The following is a 20,132-nucleotide window of genomic DNA, read 5'->3' as shown; positions in this document are numbered from 1 at the left end:
CAATGCTTGCCGCGCCATCACAAAGTCGTTCTGCCGGCCAGGAGACTGTCAGCCGCTTCAGGCCAGAAGTTTCCGGGCAGACCAACACAAATCTGTGTTGGAAAAGAGGATCAAGACCTAGACTGTACCCAATCCTCAAGCAAATCCGGGGCAGCCTTGCCAGAACCGAGCGCGCGCACAAGAGAGAGCACCTTTTGCTGAACCGTTTCATCTTTGATCGAAACGAACGCCCGAGCAAGCGCGAGACAGTCCTTTGAGGTCAAAAGCTCAGTTGGTGTATCGCCCTGATGCTCAATTGCACAGGCCGACGGGCTCGGAGCCTCTTCGAAGAAATAGTTGATCGGGGTATCCAGGATCGCCGCGATGTGCTGAAGGCGGCTTGCACCAACGCGGTTGGTGCCTTTTTCGTATTTCTGGACCTGCTGGAACGTCAGTCCCAACCCTTCAGCCAGTTTTTCCTGGCTTACCCCAAGCATGTTGCGGCGCAGTCGAATGCGGGCACCAACATGACGGTCGATAGCATCGGGGGCTTTACGCATAGATTTACTCCTAAAATAAAACATCCAATCATCGCGCGAATTGCATCAAGGTGCAATCGAAAGACCAGAGAGACGACAGCTCAAGCAGACGCGATAATGCGCTCAAGAAACCGGATGTTTCCATAATCTACACACCAAAACGGGCTTCAGCATTGCAGACTGGCAAAACCGCTAAGTGACATATGGTGCCTGTTCTTCGGCGACAGAAATGTCAGGCGACAGACTTACGGTTTGGCGATCAATGATTAGCGACCAACCGAAAGCAGAACGTAAGGCATGAAATTCTTTGCTGCCCCGCATTATACATTTTACCATCACGCAACACTGGACCGCCAATATGATACCATTATCCAGAATAACAAATTTTAAACACTATAAAAATCAAGCTCACAGCCAGTAAACTAAGATTTATTTCCTATATTTGTTAGAAAAAACACTAAACAGGAAAAATTACGCAAGAAAATCAGTACGGATTGGGTTTCAAAATTTCTTGCAACAATACGTTGCTTAATTTGAAATTTTCAACAATGATATACTTCAATATAAAAATCTGACATTCTTCAATACATCCAGCGCTCAGACCAACTGATAAAACACGAAACGACGAGTTCCCAATGCGATCGTCGAAACCATTTTCAGTAAAAGTCCTTGGCGCCTTCGACCTGGTAGATCGCAGCGGGCGGTCGATCAGGCCAGCGGGCCGAAAGGACTGCGCGCTTATGGCAATGCTTGCCCTGACCCGCAACCATCGTCAAACGCGTACATGGCTACAAGACAAGTTATGGGGCGATCGCGGTCCCGCTCAGGCTGCAGCCAGCCTGCGACAGTCGCTGACCACGCTTCGAACGCTGTTGAACAGCGAGACCGAGGTTCTTTCTGCGGATCGCACCTGGATCTGGCTAGAGCGGAATCATGTCGATTTCGATCATCTTGCGCCGGGCTGCCAGGGTGAAATCCTGCGCGGTTTTGATCTGCGGGAGGAGGGCTTCAATGATTGGCTGCGGCAGACACGCAGCGAGTTCGAGATGCGCGCCCTCAGGTGGGGTTTGGCCGAGCCCCCAAGTCAGCCGGACCGACGCTGGTATGTGCATTTGTCCATGAGCCCTACGGCCGATGAGGGGCTGAGCGAGATCGGCGAGTGCTTGGTTGAAAAGATCATCGAAGCACTTTCGATCATCGGTCTTCCCGTGGTGATTGGCGCCGAGCGCGATTGCGGCCCAGTGCGCGCGACGGACCTTGTGACACGTGTCCGTATCCTTCGCATGGGATCCACTGGCAGCCTATCTCTCTCCGTCACTGACGGGTTTGGCTCACTCAAATGGCAGGTCCGACGCGAAATCGCGCCGAAGCGTTGGTATGAAATCAGAAATGTTCAGTACGAGATCGTTCACCTGCTGCAGGACTTTGCCATTCGAATTGAGGCAAAAAGCCTGAAGGGCGCGCAATGGAGCGCCCATGCCAATCGCTGTCAGGCACTCCTGGGAATGCTGGTTCCGGGATCGATGATGCCTCGCGATATCATCGGATGCGGCGAAGCGGCGCTTGCCGCAGAAGAGACCGGGCTCAGTCACGCTTTGCTTGGCATCGGGCATCTCCTGCAATTGAACGATCGCAAGGGGCATCTGGCCCCAGACAGTCATCAGGTCATGGAGTGCTTCCGTACAGCCATGCGGCTATCGCCTGAAAACGGCCTGACACTGGCCATGGCCGGCCACAGCTACGGGTTTCTACTACACGACCTTGAACGGAATTTGGCTTTGACCAAAGAGGCCGTACGCCTGCTTCCAGGGCATGGTGCATGCTGGATTTTCTACGCGATTGCGCTGACCTATTGCGGCAAGGCCAACGAGGCTGTGAGAGCAGCGAGAACGGCAGTTTCGCTGTGCCGCGGCACTGTCGCCCAGGCCTTTGCCCTGGCGATCGAACAATTCGCCAACCTGATGGCCGGTCAAATCCGCAGGGCAATCCAATCTGGGGAAGTCTCGCTTGAGCATATCCTGTTCCGCCCGACGATCATGGATCTGATGACCGGATACGCGCTTCTTGGAGAGACCTCCAAGGGTCGGGACAAGTTGAACGCGCTCATCACGCGCGAGCCCGATCTTTCCATCGATATGCTGCGCTCCAGCGAATATCCGATCGTCAACCCGGCCCATCGGGAGCTGACCTTACACGCGGCCCGGACATTGGGACTCAAATAGCGGAGGAATTCACCGATGAGGCTGGCACCCTATGGCGTCATGCATGACGCACTCAAGCTCCAGATCATGCCGCCAGAGACTGTGCCAAGGGACTGGCCCACGACCGATGACAGCTATCCGACGATTATTACCGCTTGGATGGCCGAGGTCGCAGACAAGATCTGGCCGCGTTGGGAAAATGGCGGCTGGAGGGGAAAGGCTGCCAGCTTTGCGGAACATGAAACACAAAGCGAGTTGCAGCTTGCTATTCGTCTCTATCAGGGCGGGGGCGACACACTGGGCATCCTGTCTGATTTGACGGGCGCAGAAACTCCTTTCGAAGGGCCGCGCCGGGACCATCTCTGGCATTATCGTATTGAAGACGCTCGTTTCGATCATCCAGACTATAGCGGCCTTGAGCTGCCAAGTTCCGTATCGACGTCAATCGAATACCGGACGGGCAAGGACGGCACCGCGAACTATCCTTTGTATGGGGGGCCTGAGGTTGAAGCGACAGCATTTAAAAGAATCTTCTTGCAAGATGCTGCAGGCAAGCGGCCAGAGGTCCTCGGGTTGAAAGAATATTTCCAGCGACCGCGCCCCAGAGCGGCGGCGACCGCTTTAAACCTGCCTGGTTTTCGCTGGGTTACGGCCCATCGCAACGTCCATACGGGTCAGCATCCGGCCTTTCCCAGCGGTCATTGCATGCAAGGTATCCTCGGTGGCTGCACGGTTTACGACCAACTGATCAAGGCGGGACAAAAGCCGACAGCTGCGGAGAGAGAACGGCTGCAGAAATATATGGTCGATTGGGGCGACAGACGGGTCTTTGCCGGCGTCCACTATATGAGCGACAATATCGCCTCCTGGACGCTTCTGCGCCGGATTATACCCCATGTGTTCGAAAGCGAGGAAATCACCGAGCTCGCCGTGGAAGCCATCATTCGCCACAGTCGCGTATTTGCTGACATCACGGCCCACTTTGACAGGAGCAGTCCGGCACTCTCGATGCTTCTGGAGGATTTCCCGGAAGCCGTTGGCACATCGTGAGTTCTGGTCGATCCTCGTCAGCCGCTCTGATTTAACGATGTTTTGACGATAGATTGACCGTGAGCTCACGGATCAAAGGCACAGTCGCAGCAGCTTGAAGGAGGCTGCTGATGACACCCGATAACTTTCGCATCGCAATGCTCAATAGCCTGCGTGTTGGACCGTACGACGCCCCACATCAGACCAATGCTCCCGTGGAGGAATGGTTGATTGCTGAGCGACGGGGTCCGGCGGGCGAATATCTGATCATCTCGGATACCGCCACACCGGTAGCTCGCGACACCCAAGCGGCGCCAGATAACCTCAGCGAGCAAAACTCGATCTTTGCCATCCTCGCGGAGAACAGCGCCGACAGGCCTCAATTCCTGATGCTGCGGCATTTGCCAGCTGGCGTTACGGTGCCGGGCCGCTTCTTTCCGGCAGACGGCATGGCCGTGTTGCACATGGACGGCTCAAGGCTCCACCTGACGGCCATCGGACGCCACGCGCATAGCCGGGGCTCAGTGGATGGCGAGAGCGTCCTTTACGATGTGCCCCATCCTGCCCCCAACGCCGAGGGCGCGCTCAATTGGCACTTTCTCGCCCAACAGCAAGCTTGGACACCAAGTCGGTGAATGGCTCGCTGAGAGCCACGCATCATTGAAACGCTTGAACAATCAAGAAACCAGATGGAGACACCGATGCTTGTTCTACCTGATGTCGACGAACCTGCCGGGCTTAACGCATTTCCGGTCCTGTACTGGAATCATGCCGGCCTCCAAATGAACCGTATCACGCATTCGCTTCGCGGCCCGCAAGGTGGCCCTACCATGAGCTCTAGAGCTCTGGGACTTCTTCATCTTGCCATGCACGACGCCTTCTTCGGCGCTCTCGGTCATGACGAACACTCGTCTCCCGCAACCTGGTTGCGAGACGTCAATCGTCCGCCACTCGATCCTTCCATCCAGGCAACGGAAGCAAATGCCAATGCAGCCCTCACCGCTGCCGCCATTACAATCCTTGAGCGACTATATTGTGCTCCGGGCGAGGTCTGTGACGCGGCAAGCAATGCGCTGCGCGACGCGATGCGCAACTTCAAGAGCCCATTCGGTGTGGCAATTGCAGCAGGATCGCCGGCGCATCACTATGGCGTGACCATTGCCGAAAGAGTCCACGCAGCACTTGCGGTATTGCCAGGCGAGCCGGGCGCCGATCAGGGCGACTACCGGCCCCGGGGAGGTCGCTATCACTTCGATGACGAACCACTCAACCCTGTCCGCCGCGTGGACATTGATCCTCGAGACCCTTCAAAAGGACAAAAGGCACAGCGTGTCTATCACGCGCCCTTTTACGGTGAGACCGTGAGAACCTTTGCAGCGACCGATCCGAATGGCCATCGGATCGCCGACTGGCCAAGACCACCGGAGCCAGAATACGTGGCAGCACTTGAGGAGGTCCAGCGGCTTGGCGGCGCACCGCTCCTGAACACAACGCATCGGACGGCAGACGAGACGGTGGCGGCCTATTTCTGGGCTTATGATGGAGCCAATCTCATTGGAACACCTCCGCGTCTTTACAATCAGATCCTGCGCAATATCGCCTGGTCGAGGAGCGATGCCTCGCTGAGCGACTTCGACAGAAGCAAAGAGTTCGTCCGGCTGTTTGCGCTTGCCAATGTGGCGATGGCGGATGCAGGCAAATTCGCCTGGGCCGAAAAATACCGGCACGATCTCTGGCGCCCATTGTCTGGCATTCGCCAACACGACGCAAGCGCATTCGCCTCCGAGACCGGAAGCACAATGGTGACGCCGCCTGCCGATCCGTTCTGGCTCGCACTTGGTGCGCCAGAAACAAACTCCAACCGTCTGAGCTTCAAACCACCCTTCCCCGCCTATCCCTCAGGCCATGCAACCTTTGGCGCAGCATGCTTTCAGATGGCAAGGCTCTACTACGCCTCGAACGGGACGGCCGCTGTTGACAGAAATGGGGTCGACGACATCGGTTTCACATTTGTGTCGGAGGAGATGAATGGCGTAAGCCGCGACTTGCATCAGCCTTACGATCCTTCATCGCCGATCGAGGACCAGCCAGGGCTTGTTCGGACCTATGTGAAGCGCAACTTCCCGTCCCTCTGGCATGCAATATGGGAAAATGCGTTCAGCCGGATTTGGCTGGGTGTCCACTGGCGTTTCGACGCCTTTGACTATCGCGATACCGGAAGCGGTCGCGATGCCGACGGGCGCGAGCGCTACAAGGACCCTGCCGATGTCGGCTATTCGCATGTCTGGACTGCAAAGCGGAACGCCGGCGACCCACTGCCGATCGGCGGCGTCCCCTTGGGTCTCGGCATCGCCAATGACATTTTTGACAGCGGCATGCGACAGCAAGCCGACGAAATGCCGAAAGCGCGGTCGACACCTCAGCAAAGCAAGATCACGGACACGACCTACTAATCGAGACGGGCCGTCTCGTCCAGACGGGGCGGCCCTTGGCGTCAAAGGCAGTGATGGTCTTCCATGAGCCTTTTTCGCGTCCCCAAACGCATCATGCCCGCCAGCCGCCGTGTGATCTGCCTGTCCGCCGAGACGAGAACAAAGATCGTCAGGACAGCGGGTTGCGGGGCGAAGTTGACCAAGCATGGAGAGCTTGAATCGGAGAAACCCATGTTGTTTTCTACCGCAGTGGATACGACCATCGGCTTGATGATGGTCTATCTCTTGCTGAGCCTGATCTGCACGAGCATTAACGAAGCAATAGCAGGCTTGACACGATTAAGGGCTCGCAACCTTTACTACGAGCTTTCGCGCGCGCTCGGGGACGAAAGGATACGCAATGCCTTTTGGCAAACCAACCTGATCCGAAGTCTGTCGCGGCGAGGTCTGGATGACCCAGGACCCAATATCGTTCGGGGACGCGCGATCGGTGCAAAGGAGGCACCGAGCTACCTTGAACGCCGGGATTTCGCAGTCGCATTGATCGATGCGCTTGGCAAGGTTGGTAGTTCAGATGGTCCCGATCGCCCAGCCCGACCAATCGCGATGGCCTTCGAGAGGATCGACAAGGATTCTCCGCTTCTCCAAATTTTTCAAAGTCTTGGTTTGGATCTAAACTCCTCCATCGAGGAAGCCAAGACCGAGTTGGGTCGATGGTTCGACCAGGTAATGGCGCGTGCCTCAGGCGTCTACAAGCGTTGGATGTCGCTCTTGTCCTTCGCAGTCGCATTGATCTTGGCCTCAGCACTGAATGCCGATAGCCTAGAGATTGCCCGCATGCTCTGGTACGACGAGACCTTGCGCGCGGCAGTCGCTCAGTATTTTGAAGGGCTGTCACGGGGCTCGCCGAGCCTGCCCTCTATTGCACAAGTCGATAAAGCCCTTCCTCTGCCACTTGGCTGGCCAGAGTCCCAGCCGTTTGGCAGTACCGTTGGCCAATATCTGTCGAAATGCCTGGGCCTCGTGCTGACGGCCTTTGCCGTGACACTTGGCGCACCCTTCTGGTTCGATCTCCTGTCGCGTTTCGTTGCAGTTCGAAACAGTGGTCGGCCGGAAGGGCCAAGACACAACGGCCCCCCTCAAAAACGCTGATGAGATGCTGAATTCGAACGCGCGTTCACAATCTCAGCGCTGCCAATTCATCAAAAGCGTTCTCAGGAACTGATCTTCGCGCCAAAGAATGCCCAAAACCGCAGCTTCCGCGATATTGACGGGCTCCGCCACAAATGCGCTGATCGGCTTGACCTTGGCCTTTGCACCGGACCATATCGCCGGGGGGCCTGAGTTGAAGGCAAAAGCATTCCTTGCGATCGGAGGCGGATCTGGCATGGCAAAAAAAGACCAAATTGACCTGGAAACGATGGAGAAGGTGCTGCAAGAGTATGAAGAAGGCATGCCGGCCGCCCAGTTATGCCGCAAATACGGCATAGCAAGATCGACCTTCTACTACTGGCTGTCAAAGACGACAGCCACGGGCTCTGCTCAGAAAGATCGTGTGGTTGCACTAAAGGCTGAAAACGCCAGGCTGAAGATCATCCTGGCTGAGCGTGTTCTGGAAATGATCCTTGAGCAGGCCAATCTCAGCGACGACCAGCAATGGCGAAAGACGCTGACGACACTTCTGACCGTCGATGATACCGATCAATGACGATTAGACATCGGTCGCCCAGGCGTCGCAAGAGCAATCGACCAAGTGTTCTGACTGACACAACTTGCGGTGCGATCGCGATAAAAAAACTGGGTACCAGGCTTGTAAGGCACCTATCGGCTTTGCCCGGATTCGAAGTATTGCCGACGGGGCTCAGGCGTTGATCGTCGCAATGATCAAGACAATCGTGATTACGATCGCGACGACGATGCAAAGTGCAAGCAGCCGCATTTTTCAATCCCTCATCAAAACCCCAGTTGAAGATGCGGCAGCCTGCTCGCGCGCGCCTTGCATCTTTAAGTACGAAACAGTCCAGCGTGTAAACTCTAATTTTTGCCAATACCCTCAGACCTATAGACAAAGGATAGCCACCATATATTTGCGGCAACCGGAGCGGGGAATGCGCAGAAGGACTTTCGTGTCTTGTTCTATCGGGTCGCCACGCGACGGAACGCTTGAGATGATTGAGCATCCGTTCGATGCAGCTTCGATCCTTGTATGTCGGCTAGTCGCATGCAGACGTGTAATTGGGATGGACCCCCTAAAGAAGCATGGGTCTCATCCCATAGCCTGAGGATGGCTACGAACTGTTGAACTGATGCTGCCAGCCATCTGTCAGCCTCCGTTCGACGAATGCCTCAAGCGGAGGGTCCCAGACGCTTTCTTCGGCCCAAGGGCGGAAGCGCAGATGCATAGCCTTCCACTTTTCGTGGCGCTCATGCATGTCGCGCCGGGGGCATCAGACCCGAAGAACATGCAGCATGCCGTCGACTTGTTGTCGATTATCCTACGAGTGCAGGCCCTTTCTACCGCGTTTGGTGCAACAGCCCCTCGATGATCCGCCATTCCATATCCGCCAGCTCCCGGTCAGCCAAAATCACCTCCTGAAATGCAGTCTTGACTGACGTTTCCGTTGATTTTCGGAATCCCCTCTATCAACGGCACCTATAACTTCCGCGAGAGCTCGGCGTTGACTAAGGCATAAGTCCGGGCTGCCCCCCGCACGGGCCCACCTAAGGGCCATCGAACGGCCAGACGGCCGGCTTCAGCGTCAAGGGCAAGACATCGGAGATCAGCATCTCCTGCGGGGCATCAAGCCAGGCATGCAGGGTTACACCGCCCGGTTCGATGGCAAGCGCATGCACTGCTCCATCCCGCCGATCGCGATTGACGGAATGGGCCGTGGATGGACCGATCAGGCAGCTGACCTTGCCGATCTGGCCGGTGATTGCGCGGTGAACATGGCCGGAAATCATCTTTGCAACGCCACTATAACGTTCCAGCCGCTCCATCAGGGCTGCACCATTGCGTAGATTGTCCTGATCCATGGGCACGATGCCACAGGGCAGCCACTGATGATGGGTCGCGACAATCACTGGATGACCGTTCAGTTCATCAAGGCACTGATCGAGAAAGGCAAAGCCCTCCTCAGACAGCCAGCCGTGATGCGCCCCCTCAAGCAGCGTATCAAGACCGATGACGGCAAAGGGGCCAAAATCGCGCATCCAGTGAATGGGACCGGATTTTGACATCCAGTCAGAACCGCCAAAGGCTTTTCGCATGCCCTCATGCGTGTCGTGATTGCCGGGAATGGCAAGCCAGGGCAAAGCGAGATCGGCCATGATCTCGGCAAAATGCTGATATTCCTCGTCCGTACCATGCTCTGTCAGATCGCCGGTGACGATGGCGCAATCGACAGCCCCGAGCGCAGCCAAGCGTTCGTTGATCGAGGCAACCGCGGTGCGCAGCGCAGTTGCCGTATCGGAATGGCCGCAAACAAGCGCGCCTTTGGCAACAATATGGGGATCACTGATCTGGATGAAGGCTGGCATTCAGGCGGCTGCTTTCTGAAAGGTTGAGGGTAAGGATGGATTGCGGCGCGATCGAAAGATGGACAGTATCACCGGGTTTCGGCGCGCTCAGGCCCTGATGCAGGCAAAACAGGATGTCGTCTGCCGCACCTGACAAGGCGATGCGGTAATGCGTGCCAAGGAAGGTGACGGTTTCGACCCGTGCAACCAAGGGGCCGTCATCTGTAATCTTCACGTCTTCGGCGCGGACAAAGGCGGCCTTGCCATCGGCGGGCGCACGCAGCGACAGGGCACCGCCCGGCAGACGCAGATTTGCCCCCAAGATGTGACCGCCAAGCGGCATGGAATTGCCGACGAAGCGCGCAACGAACGCATTTTCCGGTGCGCGGTAAAGCGCCTCCGGCGTGCCGATCTGTTCGACCCGGCCCTGGCACATGACGGCGACCCGATCGGCAATCGCCATGGCTTCATCCTGATCATGGGTAACGAAGACAGCGGTGATGCCGAACTGCCTCAGCAGGCCTGCAAGCTCATCCCGCAAGGTCGTACGCAAGGCGGCATCGAGCGCCGACAAGGGTTCATCGAGAAGCAAAAGCCGTGGGCGCGGCGCAAAGGCGCGGGCAAGCGCCACACGCTGGCGCTGGCCGCCGGAAAGTGCCGTGATCGAACGCGCGGCATAGGGCTCCAACCGGCAAAGGGCGATCACCTCATCAACTCGGCTTTCGATTTCCGGGCGTGCCAAACCCTGCATCTTCAGGCCGTAACCGATATTGCCGCGCACCGACATATTGGGAAAAAGCGCATAGGATTGAAACACCATGCCGATCTTGCGCCGCTCCACCGGCTGGTCGGTCATATCGCTGTCGTTGAAACGGATCGAGGCTCCAGCATCAGCCGTTTCGAGGCCTGCGATGATGCGCAGCAATGTTGTCTTGCCGCAGCCGGATGGCCCGAGCAGCGAGACGATTTCTCCTTCGGCGATATCAAGATCAGTCGGCTGAAGCGCACGGGTGCCGCCGGGAAAGGTTTTGGCGATGTTGCGAAGGGCAAGGGTCATTGTGTGATCCTCTGGGCACGGGAGCTGGCCCATTGCATGGCAAGAAGGAGGGGCACGATCATCACGAAGAAGATCAACGTATAGGCCGAAGCGATCTCGAGCCGCATGGAGGCGTAGCTGTCGGCAAGGCCGACCGGCAGGGTTTTCAGGTAAGGCGTATGCAGCATCCAGGTGAGGTTGAACTCGCCGATCGACAATGTCACCACGGTAAGCGCACCGGCCAGAATGCCCGGCAGCGCATTGGGCACGACGACATCGACAAACCGCCGCGCCGGCCCTGCCCCAAGGCTTGCCGCTGCCTCTTCCAGCGTCTTCAAGTCGATCGCCGCCAGAACGGCCATGACGGAACGGACCATGAAGGGCAGCGTGTAAAGAACATGGCCGACCAGAATGAAGGTCCAGCTCATGCGAAAACCCTTGTAGGTGCCGTAGAGTTGAAGCAGCGCCAAGGCCAGCGCTAGACCTGGAATGGCAAGCGGCAGCGAGATGAACTCTTCGAGTGCCCGGGTCAGACGACCGGGATTGCGGGCCATGGCATAGGCGGCGGGGATCCCGATGATCAGCGTGACGAAGAGGCAGGCGAGCGCAATGCCGATGGAGAGAAAGATCGAACCGGCATAGAGATCCCAGACCTCGACAATCCATTTGAGTGTCAGGCCCGACTTCAATCCTTGAAAATAATTGACCGTCACACCCGCCAGAACCGACTGGATGGTCGGCACCAGGAGGAAGGCCGCGGCCAGCAGGGTGACAATCAACTGCAGTGCTTTTCCAGCGCGCATCGCCTTCAGCCTCCCGCAGCAATGGTTGAGCCGGAGAAGATCCGCGCCACAAACAGGATTGCCCAGGTCACCACGCCGAGGCAGACCGAAAGGGCGGCAGCCATGGCGATATTCGCCGACAGGGTAAACTCGGTATAGATCACCATCGGCAGCACATCGATATCGGTGGCAAGCGTGAAGGCTGTGCCAAAGGCGCCCATGGCGGTTGCAAAGGCAATGGCGCCAGCGGCAATCAGCGCAGGTGCTAGTGCTGGCAAGAGCACATCGAGCACCACCCGATGCGGTGGTGCACCGAGCGTGCGCGCCGCCTCTTCGAGCGCGGGATCGATCTTTTCAGCAGCAGCCATGACGGTCAGCAGCACGCGCGGGATCGAGAAATAGAGATAGCCGAGGAACAGCCCGAAGATGGAATAGGCAAAGACAGCCTGGCCCGGAAAGATCGCATTGAACAGGCCCTGACGTCCGCCAAGAAGTATGATCATGAAGCCGACCACGACACCGGGAAAGGCCAGGGGCAGCGTCAGGATCGACAGGAGGATCGAGCGGCCGTGGAAGCGATTGCGGGTCAGAAAAACGCCGACCGTGGTCGAGACCAGAAGGGCTGCCAGTGTGACTGCGAACGAGACGAGCACCGTCTGGATCAAGGTCGTCAGGTAACGCGGCGTCTGCAAAATCTGCCAATAGATTGCCCAGCCCGCCTCTCCCTCACCCGAGGCCAGGATCAGCCGCGCAATGGGCAGGGCCAGAAAAGCCAGAGCAAAGATGGCCAGTGGCACAAGGCACAGGCTGACAAACAGTCGGGATGACATGGGGGTGGGCTCCTTAAGGCGAAGGCCGGGCAGCGCTGAACGCCCTGCCCGGCCTGAATGTTACTTCACCTCGGCCAGATAGCGTTCGCCAAAGCCCTTCTGGGCAGCGGCCATCGCAGAATAGTCGACGGAGACGGCGCGCTCATATTCGCTGTCCGGCAGGAAGCGTGCAGCAACCTCGGCCGGAAGGGCCACAGGACGGGCCGGCTTCAGATAGGCATTGGTCCAGATGGCCTGGCCTTCATCCGAAAGAATGAAGTCGAGTGCCTTCTTGCCGGCCTCTGCATTGGGCGCACCAGCGACAAGGCTCATGACGTAGGGAACACGGACGGTGCCTTCGCAGGGCATGACAAACTCGAACTTGCCGCTCTCGTTGTACTTGGCGCGGTAAGCATTGAAGTCGTAGTCGAACAGGATCGGGATTTCGCCCGAGACGACGCGGGCAAAGGAGGTCTGCTTCGGCACGATCGGGCTATTGGCTGCCAGATCCTTGAAGTATTTGATGGCAGGCTCAAAATTGTTGAGATCGCCGCCGAAGGCCTGGTTGATGGCAACAGCACCAGCATAACCGACAAAGGCCGATGCCGGATCTAGATAGCCGACCATGCCCTTGTATTCAGGCTTGGTCAGGTCTGCCCAGCACTTCGGCACAGGCGCGCCATACAGCGCATCGACATTCACGAACATGCCGAGCGTGCCATAGTGAACGGCAAACCAGTTGCCTTCCGGATCCTTCAGGCCTTCCGGGATTTCGTCGAAGCCGGCCGGCTTATACGGCTGGACAACGCCTTCGGAGATGGCGGCAATGCCAGTGGTCACGCCGTAATAGGCGACATCGGCAACGGGGGATGCCTTTTCAGCAATCATCTGGCTGAGCGCCTGGCCGGAATTCTTGTTGTCATGCGGCATCTTCACGCCGACTGTTTCATCCAGCGCCTTGAGCATGGAAGCCCAATCGGCCCATTCCGGCGGGCAATTGTAGCAGATGGCATCTTCGGCTAATGCGGGTGCAGCCATAGCCGTTGCGAAAAGAACGGCAAGAACGGTAAGTTTCATCGGTTCATCCTTGGTTGAGCGTGAGGTTCATCAGGGAGAGCAGACGGCGGTTGGGTGGCAGCCCGACCGTCGTCACCTTTTTCCGGGTTCGGCGCGGCAAGCGTGGCGCCGGCCCGGAAATGGAATGGCAAGGCGGGCGGCTGAACAGCGACACCTCCTTGCAACATATCGAGAATTGAGCGAGCCGCCTGGCGGCCCATGGCCTCTGGCGAGGTCTCGACGGTGGCAAGCGGCGCTTCAAGAAGCCGGCCCACTTCAATGCCATCAAAGCCGGCAACGGAGAGATCCTGCGGCACCCGCCAGCCAAGCAGCCGGGCCGCCTTCTGCACGGCGATTGCCAGGAAATCATTTGAGGCAAAAATCGCGGTCAGATCCGGATGCTGCGCCAGGATTTCGGCCAGGCATTCAGGCTTGGCGGCCTCGGCTTCGCCGATCTCGATCAGGGCGGGTGCCGGCAGGCCCCGAGCGATGCATTCGCCGTGAAATCCGGTGTAGCGATTGCGCGAGCGATCAGAGGTCGAAAAGCGCAAGGCGACAAATCCGGTGCGCTGGTGGCCCAATTCGACAAAGTGCCGCGCCACCTCTTTGGCGGCCTCGAAATTGTCGATGTAGGAGGTGATGAAACCCTCCATGGGATCATGAAACATCAGCGCGACGGGAAGTCCACGCTTGCGCGCAACCTGCATGGCGGGGCTTCGGTCGGGTGCCACCATGGTTGCGACAAGCGCGTCCGTTTCCTTCGACAGCAACATCTCGATGGCCGCATCATCAGCGGCTTCATCGTAGTTGGAGCAGGAAATCAAAAGCTGGTAGCCCGAACCGAGAAGCTCCGACTGGATGCCCTGAACGGCCTCGGCAAAGACCGGATTGGCAAGCGATGGCACGAGGCAGCCAACCGTCATCGACCGGCGACTTTGTAGTGCCCTGCCAAGTGCAGAAAAACTGAAACCGAGATCGCGGGCAGCACGCTCCACCCGTTCGCGCACGTCAGCACTGGCAGAGCCGGACTTGTTGAGCACGCGACTGGCTGTCGCAATGCCGCATCCGGCCGCCTGTGCGACATCTCTGATTGTCACGCTCGTGCTGGCGATTTTACGCATGGAACCGATCCGTGGAAACGTTTCCAACGGATAGCATAGGAACGACTACAGCTTTGTGACAAGCGGCTCCTGCATCGCAATTCGATGGCCTTTCCTGTCAGCAACTAGGATAGAATGCCAAAGCAGCAGATGATGCTTGGCCCACTTCGCAAGGATCGGTGACCGGCACGCTTTCTCATGAACAGCAATAGCTTACCGGTCCTGCGTGATCTTGCAGTCGAAGCGACGAGAGGTGGCTCGGTTTGTCTGATCGGTTTCGGGCGTTTCGCTAATTGGATTTGCGCCTCGATTACGCCGCCACCTTCCTTTGTGCCAGCGCGTTGAATTAGGCCTGGTCCGGCGTCTGTCGGTCAAGCGATGGATATGGGTATCGGCTGTTGTAAATGGTCAGATATCAGCCAATGCCGACACGGGCTTCGGACACGGTCTTGTAGGCGTGGAAGGAGACCTACCCGTATTTTGTCGAACATCGGGCGCGTTCCACGAAGACATTGTCATGCCAAGCGCCCTTGCCATCCATCGATATGGCGGTTTCGGCTTTCTTCAGCACTGCCACCAAGTCCATCGTGGTGAACTGCCCAGTCCACCTCATCGTCGGCGTTCTCTAATCCTTCCAATCAATCAGAAACCCTGAGCCAGCGGTTGCGACTGATCATGCGGCAGTTCTCACCCCCACCCAGCACGACGGCGACTTCCTTCGGCAAAACGATCTCGACGGTCGACAGATGCTCAATCTCCGTCTCGCTCTTGAGCGTGAGCTGCCAGGTCATCTTGCTACCCGCCCCCTGCCCTGCTGGAATCTGGCCGAAAAGTTCAGGAAACACCTCGGTTGCCCAGGCATTCTCCCCAGCATTGCGCCAGGCAATCCGGCTCAAGCCTTCAGCCGAAAGTCGGCGGGACATTTCAAGCTGGTCGGGATGAAACGGCGTCTCGAACTCGAGTTTCCTGGGCGCCAGCCATTCCGCCGGCAGCGCGCCAGGCGACTTCGGAAAAGCCTGCTGCATCATGGCTGGGCAGCCTTCAAGCCGCGTGTCGCCAAGACGCGCCTGCCAGAGGCCAGACTGCGGTTCGATACCGGGGAAAAGTTCGATCGGCGGCTTGCCTGGCGGAAGTTCCTCCGGCTTGCGCTTGTTGTCAGGCAGGTCAACAGGCAATCCGGGTGGCAGACAGTGACTCGGGCCGGAATACAGATAACCATCGCTGCTTGCGCCAAACCCAACCAAGACCAGGGGCAGTTCTGTTCGTGCGATCCAGATCCCCTGACGGTTTCGGGCGTCGACAACAAGGATCGAGTCTGGACTAGGCGCCTCACCAAAGAAGCTCTCCATGTCACGCTTCATCTCCCGGTCCGGGGAAATGAATTCCGCCTGTCCGTTTGCATCAATGGAGATGACAGGGCTGTTGCAATCCTGCGCGGCGAAGGAAACTGAAGCTGTCACCAGAAGGATGAGGCTTGTTGCTGCTATTTGTCGGCGCATGTTTCAGTTCCCCCTGACAATGGAAAGGGCGCGGTCAAATTCGGCAGGCGCAAGGGTCCGGATGCCGGATGAGGCGGCTGCGCTGACCTTCAGGTTCTCGCGAATGAGGTCGAACTCATCCGTCGAAATGTAAGGCGTGTATTCGCAGAGTATCTGCCCTTCCCCGGCCTCAAGGCAATTGTCACCGTCCGGTTGATTGAGACCGATCAGCTTGAAATTGCCCGCGCGGTCACGATCCCAGAACCATGTGGAGATCCGGCCGTCGGGGAGCGGACGCCCAACCTCCACAGACCAGAGCGCTGGCAACCTTCCAGAGAGTGCGGGGTTGGGGTGGGAAAAATCGCATTCCTCATCGCCGCAGCGACGCAGAACCTCACCTGTCGTCAGCGTGAACTGCAGGGTCTGTCGCACACCGTCAAGCGCTTCATCTACGCTGTCCGGATCCAGGCACAATTGCCCGACCCGCGTCAGGAAACAGCCACGATCGCCGAGAGGCCAATCCTTCGGATTGAGCCAGATCGAATGGGCTGAACCGGCCTGCTGTGCAAACTCGGCACGAGGAAATGGGGATGAGGGTTCAACCTCCGCCACCCAGTCTTCCGGCAGATGGAAGGAAAGATTGGTCGCCCCATCGCGCATGTCGCAGTTTTGAACCGTCCGGTCACCCGGCAGGCAACGATGGGAATAGTCAGAAAATGCTTTCGCTTCAGCCTCCATCCCGTTTTCGCAAGCATCGGGACCATGGCCGTCATCATCGACGCAGCCACGGTCAAGAGAAGATTGATCCTGTGGCGGATCCCATTTCAAGGTCGCCTTGACGAACTGATAGGCGGCGAGCACCTGTGGATCCGTGCTCTCAAACATGCAGAACGGACCGAGCGCGCCCATCTCCTCACATGGGCCATTCATTGCTACCCACTGGCGTGGGCCAAGGACCAGCGCATCGTTTGTACCCGTTCGGAAGAAATTGACCCGCGGGGGAAAGACGTCGCCTGCCGCCTGAGCACCGCGAGTGTACCCCTCAGTCGTGGGGTAATCGGTCGACCAGCCAGCCGGTAGCATGAAGGAAAGACCCGTGCTGCCGTCCGTGATGGGGCATGGTGCCGGGCCCTCGCACAGATAGCCGGTGTCCTCGCCGAGGTTGTCAGATCCAGGCTTTGAGGGGACAAGATCGATGGAACCGGCCGGAGCCTGTGTCTCGTCCGGGAGAATGACAAAGCGGTTCTGTCCATCGGAAGAGATCGTGACCTCGCCGGTGAAGACGACGTCAGCCGCATCGCCGCGAACAGCGTAGGTCCCAGACTCAAACTGTTGCGTGACGGGCCCGGTCACGAATTCATTCATTGCCCAGGCTTCAGGCGCAGTGGATTGGCCCGGCAACGGTACCGCCGACCACTGGATCGCGGTTCCGGCGAAATCACCGGGCACATCGAAAGTCGCCTCCACCATCGCAATGGCCGGGATCTCGGGCGCGTTCGGATCCACCGAGAGTGGGATGCTGGCAAGCACCCGGCGTCCGCCGGCACCCTCCGAGAGATAACGGATCAGATAATTTCCAGGCTCCGTTGGTGCCCCCAATTCACGGGGGCCTGGTCCTGCGCCGCCAATATAGGCGTAGGTCAGTTCGCCACTCGTTTCGGTGTGGTTAGAAGGCACGATATCGATGTAATCTTGGCTGCTCCCAGGCCCCTCCCACCGCACGGACACTGTTGCACCAGGACGGACAAGAGGTGCCGCGCGCAACGAGACTTCGCCCTCGACAATCTTCAGGGGCACGGAAACACCTGCACGACGCTCGCCCGAACCCTCGACGATGTAGAGAAGCTCAAAGTCTCCCGGCACATTCGGCACCACGATTTCGGCCGGATTGGTGTCCGTAGTATAGGCATAGCTGATATCGCCTGCGTCAGCGTCATCGCGCTTGCGGATCGCCAGATAATCGCCGGGCCCGTCGGGACCTTTCCAACGAACCGAGATGGTGGAACCCATCTGGATCGGGCCTTCAGGCAGAAAAATCGCAAATTCGGAATCGCTGACCGTCAGCGGTGCGGTGGCTAGGACCTTGCGGCCTTCGGGGCCACTCCAGATGTAGCGGACAAGATAATCGCCTTCGTTCGCGGGTACGAGCAGGCGCGCCGGCGATCCTTCCCTCGTATAGGCGTAGTTGCGGCTGCCGCTGACGACCTCGCTCGTTCTCGCCGGCACAATCTCGAGATAGTCCTCGGCATTGTTCGGACCGGTCCATTCGACATCGATCGTGGTCGCGATCGCGGCTGTCGATGGCGCTGAAATAACTGCCTCGGGCAGAGCAACCGGCGCTGTTTCCGGAGCAGTCTGTTGAGCCGCAACCGTTTGCGTCAGTGCATCCGTCAGATCCGCAGTATTGCTGGCCTGGATATATCGCCCGCCTGTGTTTTCGGCGAGGCACGCCACCTGGGCGCCGTCTTCCTTTGACAGCCCGAAACCGACCACATGGGCGGTAAAATTGACGCCTGCCGCCTCCAGTTCAGATGCCAGCGCACACGGGTCCGCCTCGCAAGTCTCAAGTCCGTCAGTCACGAGCACGACTGTTGCACTTTCCTCGCCATAGCGCAGCGCCTCGGCGGCCTGACGCACGGCTGCCGAAAGCGGTGTCTTGCCAAGGAAGCGCATGGCGTTGACCGCTCCGACGACGGTTTGGCCGGTGTTCTTGCCCGGCGGCACGATAAGCTCGATATCGCCGCAATTGCCCTTGGAGCGGTGCCCATAGGCAATCAGCCCGAGTTCCTGCTCAGCCGGCAGGCGTGTCAAGACGTCAGCCACTGCTTCACGTGCGATTTCGAGTTTCGGCCGACCGTCAATCTGCCCCCACATCGAGCCTGATCCATCCATGACGATGATCGTGCGTGGTGCTTCCTCGGCATGCCCCGTCGGGATCTGAACAAGCAGGAGCCCTGCGAGGAGACTGCCGATTTTCAGCAAAGCGTTTTTCATGGATCTGTTCCTCTCAAGCCGATGCCGCAAGGGGCTGGACAGGTGTCTGCCGCGCCGATGCCCAGCTTGCGGATTTGCTGCCAATATCTCTGAATTTTCCCGAAAGCTCCTGCAGGCGTGCTCGCCATTGCGGATCCGGCACCTGTCCTTCGGTCGTCTTGAAGAAGACCTGCAGCATGCAGGTGATGGCGAGCGGTTCGAGCAAGGCTGCCTTGAAGGCCCAGGCGAAGAGAAGAGCAAAGACGAAACCGCTTGCGCTGAGCGCGCCGGGCAAGAGATAGACAAGTGCTGCAGCAGGCGCGAGCGCCAGCAGAAACACGATGAAGGATAGTCCGTAGATGATGACTGCGAGCCAGGCTGCATTGCGCAACATGGTCTTGTAGTTCTGGCCATAAAGAACAAGGGCTTCCTCCGCCGACGCCCAGGGATTGGCGGCACGGGTTCGCAGGGCATGGGCAAGGATGACCTCGTCGGTGAAGCCGACGGCGATCTTCAGGAAACTCCGGAAAGCCCGGGCAGCCGTATCGAGACCGGGAATAGGCAGGAGTGACGCAATCCCCTCGATAAGCCCTGCAATGGCGGCAATCACACCTTTCACGAGCTGGTCGATACCGAACAGCACACTTGCCTCGGTAAACCGTTCGCGGACCATCCGGCTGCCATAGGCGATCTGTCCTTCGCCAGCAGGCAGTGCTCGACCGTCCATCAATTCCACGAGTACGGCGATATGTCCCGCCTTGACGAGGTAGAGCAGATACTCCCGCAGAAGATAGAGGACCGCGGCCAACAGGCCAAAGCCGGCCACTCCACCCAACATCGTGCTGGTCGCCAGGAAGTCTCCATCTCCGAACTGACCGACGCCATAACCGATCGCAGCCCCCGTTCCGGTCGCGATCACATAGGCGCAAGCCATGGCGAAATAGACGACTATCCGGAAGACAAGAAAAGGAGCGGTACGGGCCATGAGCGCCAGAGCAGCCGATAAACTGAAATTCCACATAGAGCTTGATCCTCAAAAAGGTCACGAAGGGGCATGTCCTGGCAAGGGAATGGCCGCCAGGATCGACAGTAGATTTCGATGAAGCTTCGGTCTTGGGCCTGACGGCACCCATTTGCGGGGGCAATGGCACAAGGACACAGAGACGGGCACCAAGGCGGACTAAAGCTGGTCCCGCCTC

16 protein-coding genes and 1 pseudogene are annotated in these 20,132 nt (G+C 58.2%); 6 read left to right on the top strand and 11 right to left on the bottom strand.

Annotated features, from left to right (window positions below; translation table 11 throughout):
• Nucleotides 1–110: 110 nt before the first annotated feature.
• Entirely contained in the window at nucleotides 111–539 is a 429-nt protein-coding gene (locus BSY240_RS23025; protein ID WP_069044263.1) for a helix-turn-helix domain-containing protein, read from the bottom strand.
• Between the two features lie 719 nt (nucleotides 540–1,258).
• Between BSY240_RS23025 and BSY240_RS23020 the strand changes: the two genes are divergently transcribed.
• The 6 genes from BSY240_RS23020 to BSY240_RS22995 all read left to right on the top strand — a co-directional run bounded on the left by BSY240_RS23020 (nucleotide 1,259) and on the right by BSY240_RS22995 (nucleotide 7,888).
• Nucleotides 1,259–2,740: a hypothetical protein gene (locus BSY240_RS23020; RefSeq protein ID WP_069044262.1), complete on the top strand. Its 1,482-nt coding sequence runs from the start codon at nucleotides 1,259–1,261 to the stop codon at nucleotides 2,738–2,740.
• A 15-nt stretch (nucleotides 2,741–2,755) separates the two neighbouring features.
• A complete protein-coding gene (locus BSY240_RS23015; protein ID WP_069044261.1) occupies nucleotides 2,756–3,769 on the top strand; it encodes a hypothetical protein in 1,014 nt (337 codons plus the stop codon).
• Nucleotides 3,770–3,879: 110 nt separating this feature from the next.
• Nucleotides 3,880–4,383: a hypothetical protein gene (locus BSY240_RS23010; protein ID WP_069044260.1), complete on the top strand. Its 504-nt coding sequence runs from the start codon at nucleotides 3,880–3,882 to the stop codon at nucleotides 4,381–4,383.
• A gap of 54 nt (nucleotides 4,384–4,437) precedes the next feature.
• Nucleotides 4,438–6,201, top strand: a complete 1,764-nt coding sequence (locus BSY240_RS23005; RefSeq protein WP_083229786.1) for a vanadium-dependent haloperoxidase — start codon at nucleotides 4,438–4,440, stop codon at nucleotides 6,199–6,201.
• Between the two features lie 63 nt (nucleotides 6,202–6,264).
• Nucleotides 6,265–7,332: a hypothetical protein gene (locus BSY240_RS23000; RefSeq protein WP_069044258.1), complete on the top strand. Its 1,068-nt coding sequence runs from the start codon at nucleotides 6,265–6,267 to the stop codon at nucleotides 7,330–7,332.
• Between the two features lie 88 nt (nucleotides 7,333–7,420).
• The gene (locus tag BSY240_RS22995) at nucleotides 7,421–7,888 is read left to right on the top strand and encodes a transposase (protein WP_083229785.1); all 468 of its coding nucleotides are present in this window, start codon (nucleotides 7,421–7,423) and stop codon (nucleotides 7,886–7,888) included.
• Between the two features lie 1,013 nt (nucleotides 7,889–8,901).
• Here the strand turns inward: BSY240_RS22995 and BSY240_RS22990 are convergent.
• From BSY240_RS22990 to BSY240_RS22950, 10 genes and pseudogenes are all read right to left on the bottom strand, one after another.
• Nucleotides 8,902–9,720: a phosphodiesterase gene (locus BSY240_RS22990; protein WP_069044257.1), complete on the bottom strand. Its 819-nt coding sequence runs from the start codon at nucleotides 9,718–9,720 to the stop codon at nucleotides 8,902–8,904.
• Complete coding sequence (locus BSY240_RS22985) at nucleotides 9,695–10,756, bottom strand: ABC transporter ATP-binding protein (RefSeq protein ID WP_069044256.1); 1,062 nt, start codon at nucleotides 10,754–10,756, stop codon at nucleotides 9,695–9,697. The genes BSY240_RS22990 and BSY240_RS22985 overlap by 26 nt, the downstream gene beginning before the upstream one ends.
• Complete coding sequence (locus BSY240_RS22980; RefSeq protein WP_069044255.1) at nucleotides 10,753–11,538, bottom strand: ABC transporter permease; 786 nt, start codon at nucleotides 11,536–11,538, stop codon at nucleotides 10,753–10,755. Before BSY240_RS22980 ends, BSY240_RS22985 begins: the two co-directional genes overlap by 4 nt.
• Nucleotides 11,539–11,543: 5 nt before the next feature.
• The gene (locus BSY240_RS22975) at nucleotides 11,544–12,347 is read right to left on the bottom strand and encodes an ABC transporter permease (RefSeq protein ID WP_069044254.1); all 804 of its coding nucleotides are present in this window, start codon (nucleotides 12,345–12,347) and stop codon (nucleotides 11,544–11,546) included.
• A 60-nt stretch (nucleotides 12,348–12,407) separates the two neighbouring features.
• On the bottom strand, nucleotides 12,408–13,403 hold the full coding sequence (locus BSY240_RS22970) for an ABC transporter substrate-binding protein (protein WP_069044253.1): 996 nt from the start codon (nucleotides 13,401–13,403) through the stop codon (nucleotides 12,408–12,410).
• Nucleotides 13,400–14,503: a LacI family DNA-binding transcriptional regulator gene (locus BSY240_RS22965; protein ID WP_069044252.1), complete on the bottom strand. Its 1,104-nt coding sequence runs from the start codon at nucleotides 14,501–14,503 to the stop codon at nucleotides 13,400–13,402. Before BSY240_RS22965 ends, BSY240_RS22970 begins: the two co-directional genes overlap by 4 nt.
• Nucleotides 14,504–14,828: 325 nt before the next feature.
• Nucleotides 14,829–15,080 (bottom strand): annotated as a pseudogene (locus BSY240_RS23830) (integrase core domain-containing protein); the annotation flags it as partial.
• A 40-nt stretch (nucleotides 15,081–15,120) separates the two neighbouring features.
• Nucleotides 15,121–15,981: a hypothetical protein gene (locus BSY240_RS22960; protein WP_069044251.1), complete on the bottom strand. Its 861-nt coding sequence runs from the start codon at nucleotides 15,979–15,981 to the stop codon at nucleotides 15,121–15,123.
• A 3-nt stretch (nucleotides 15,982–15,984) separates the two neighbouring features.
• Nucleotides 15,985–18,954: a vWA domain-containing protein gene (locus BSY240_RS22955; RefSeq protein ID WP_069044250.1), complete on the bottom strand. Its 2,970-nt coding sequence runs from the start codon at nucleotides 18,952–18,954 to the stop codon at nucleotides 15,985–15,987.
• Between the two features lie 13 nt (nucleotides 18,955–18,967).
• Complete coding sequence (locus BSY240_RS22950) at nucleotides 18,968–19,954, bottom strand: hypothetical protein (protein WP_069044249.1); 987 nt, start codon at nucleotides 19,952–19,954, stop codon at nucleotides 18,968–18,970.
• Nucleotides 19,955–20,132: the final 178 nt, after the last annotated feature.

Source organism: Agrobacterium sp. RAC06, from assembly GCF_001713475.1.
GTDB lineage: Bacteria > Pseudomonadota > Alphaproteobacteria > Rhizobiales > Rhizobiaceae > Allorhizobium.
Note: the sequence above shows the minus strand (reverse complement) of the source record. Positions and strands in the feature narration are given on the sequence as shown.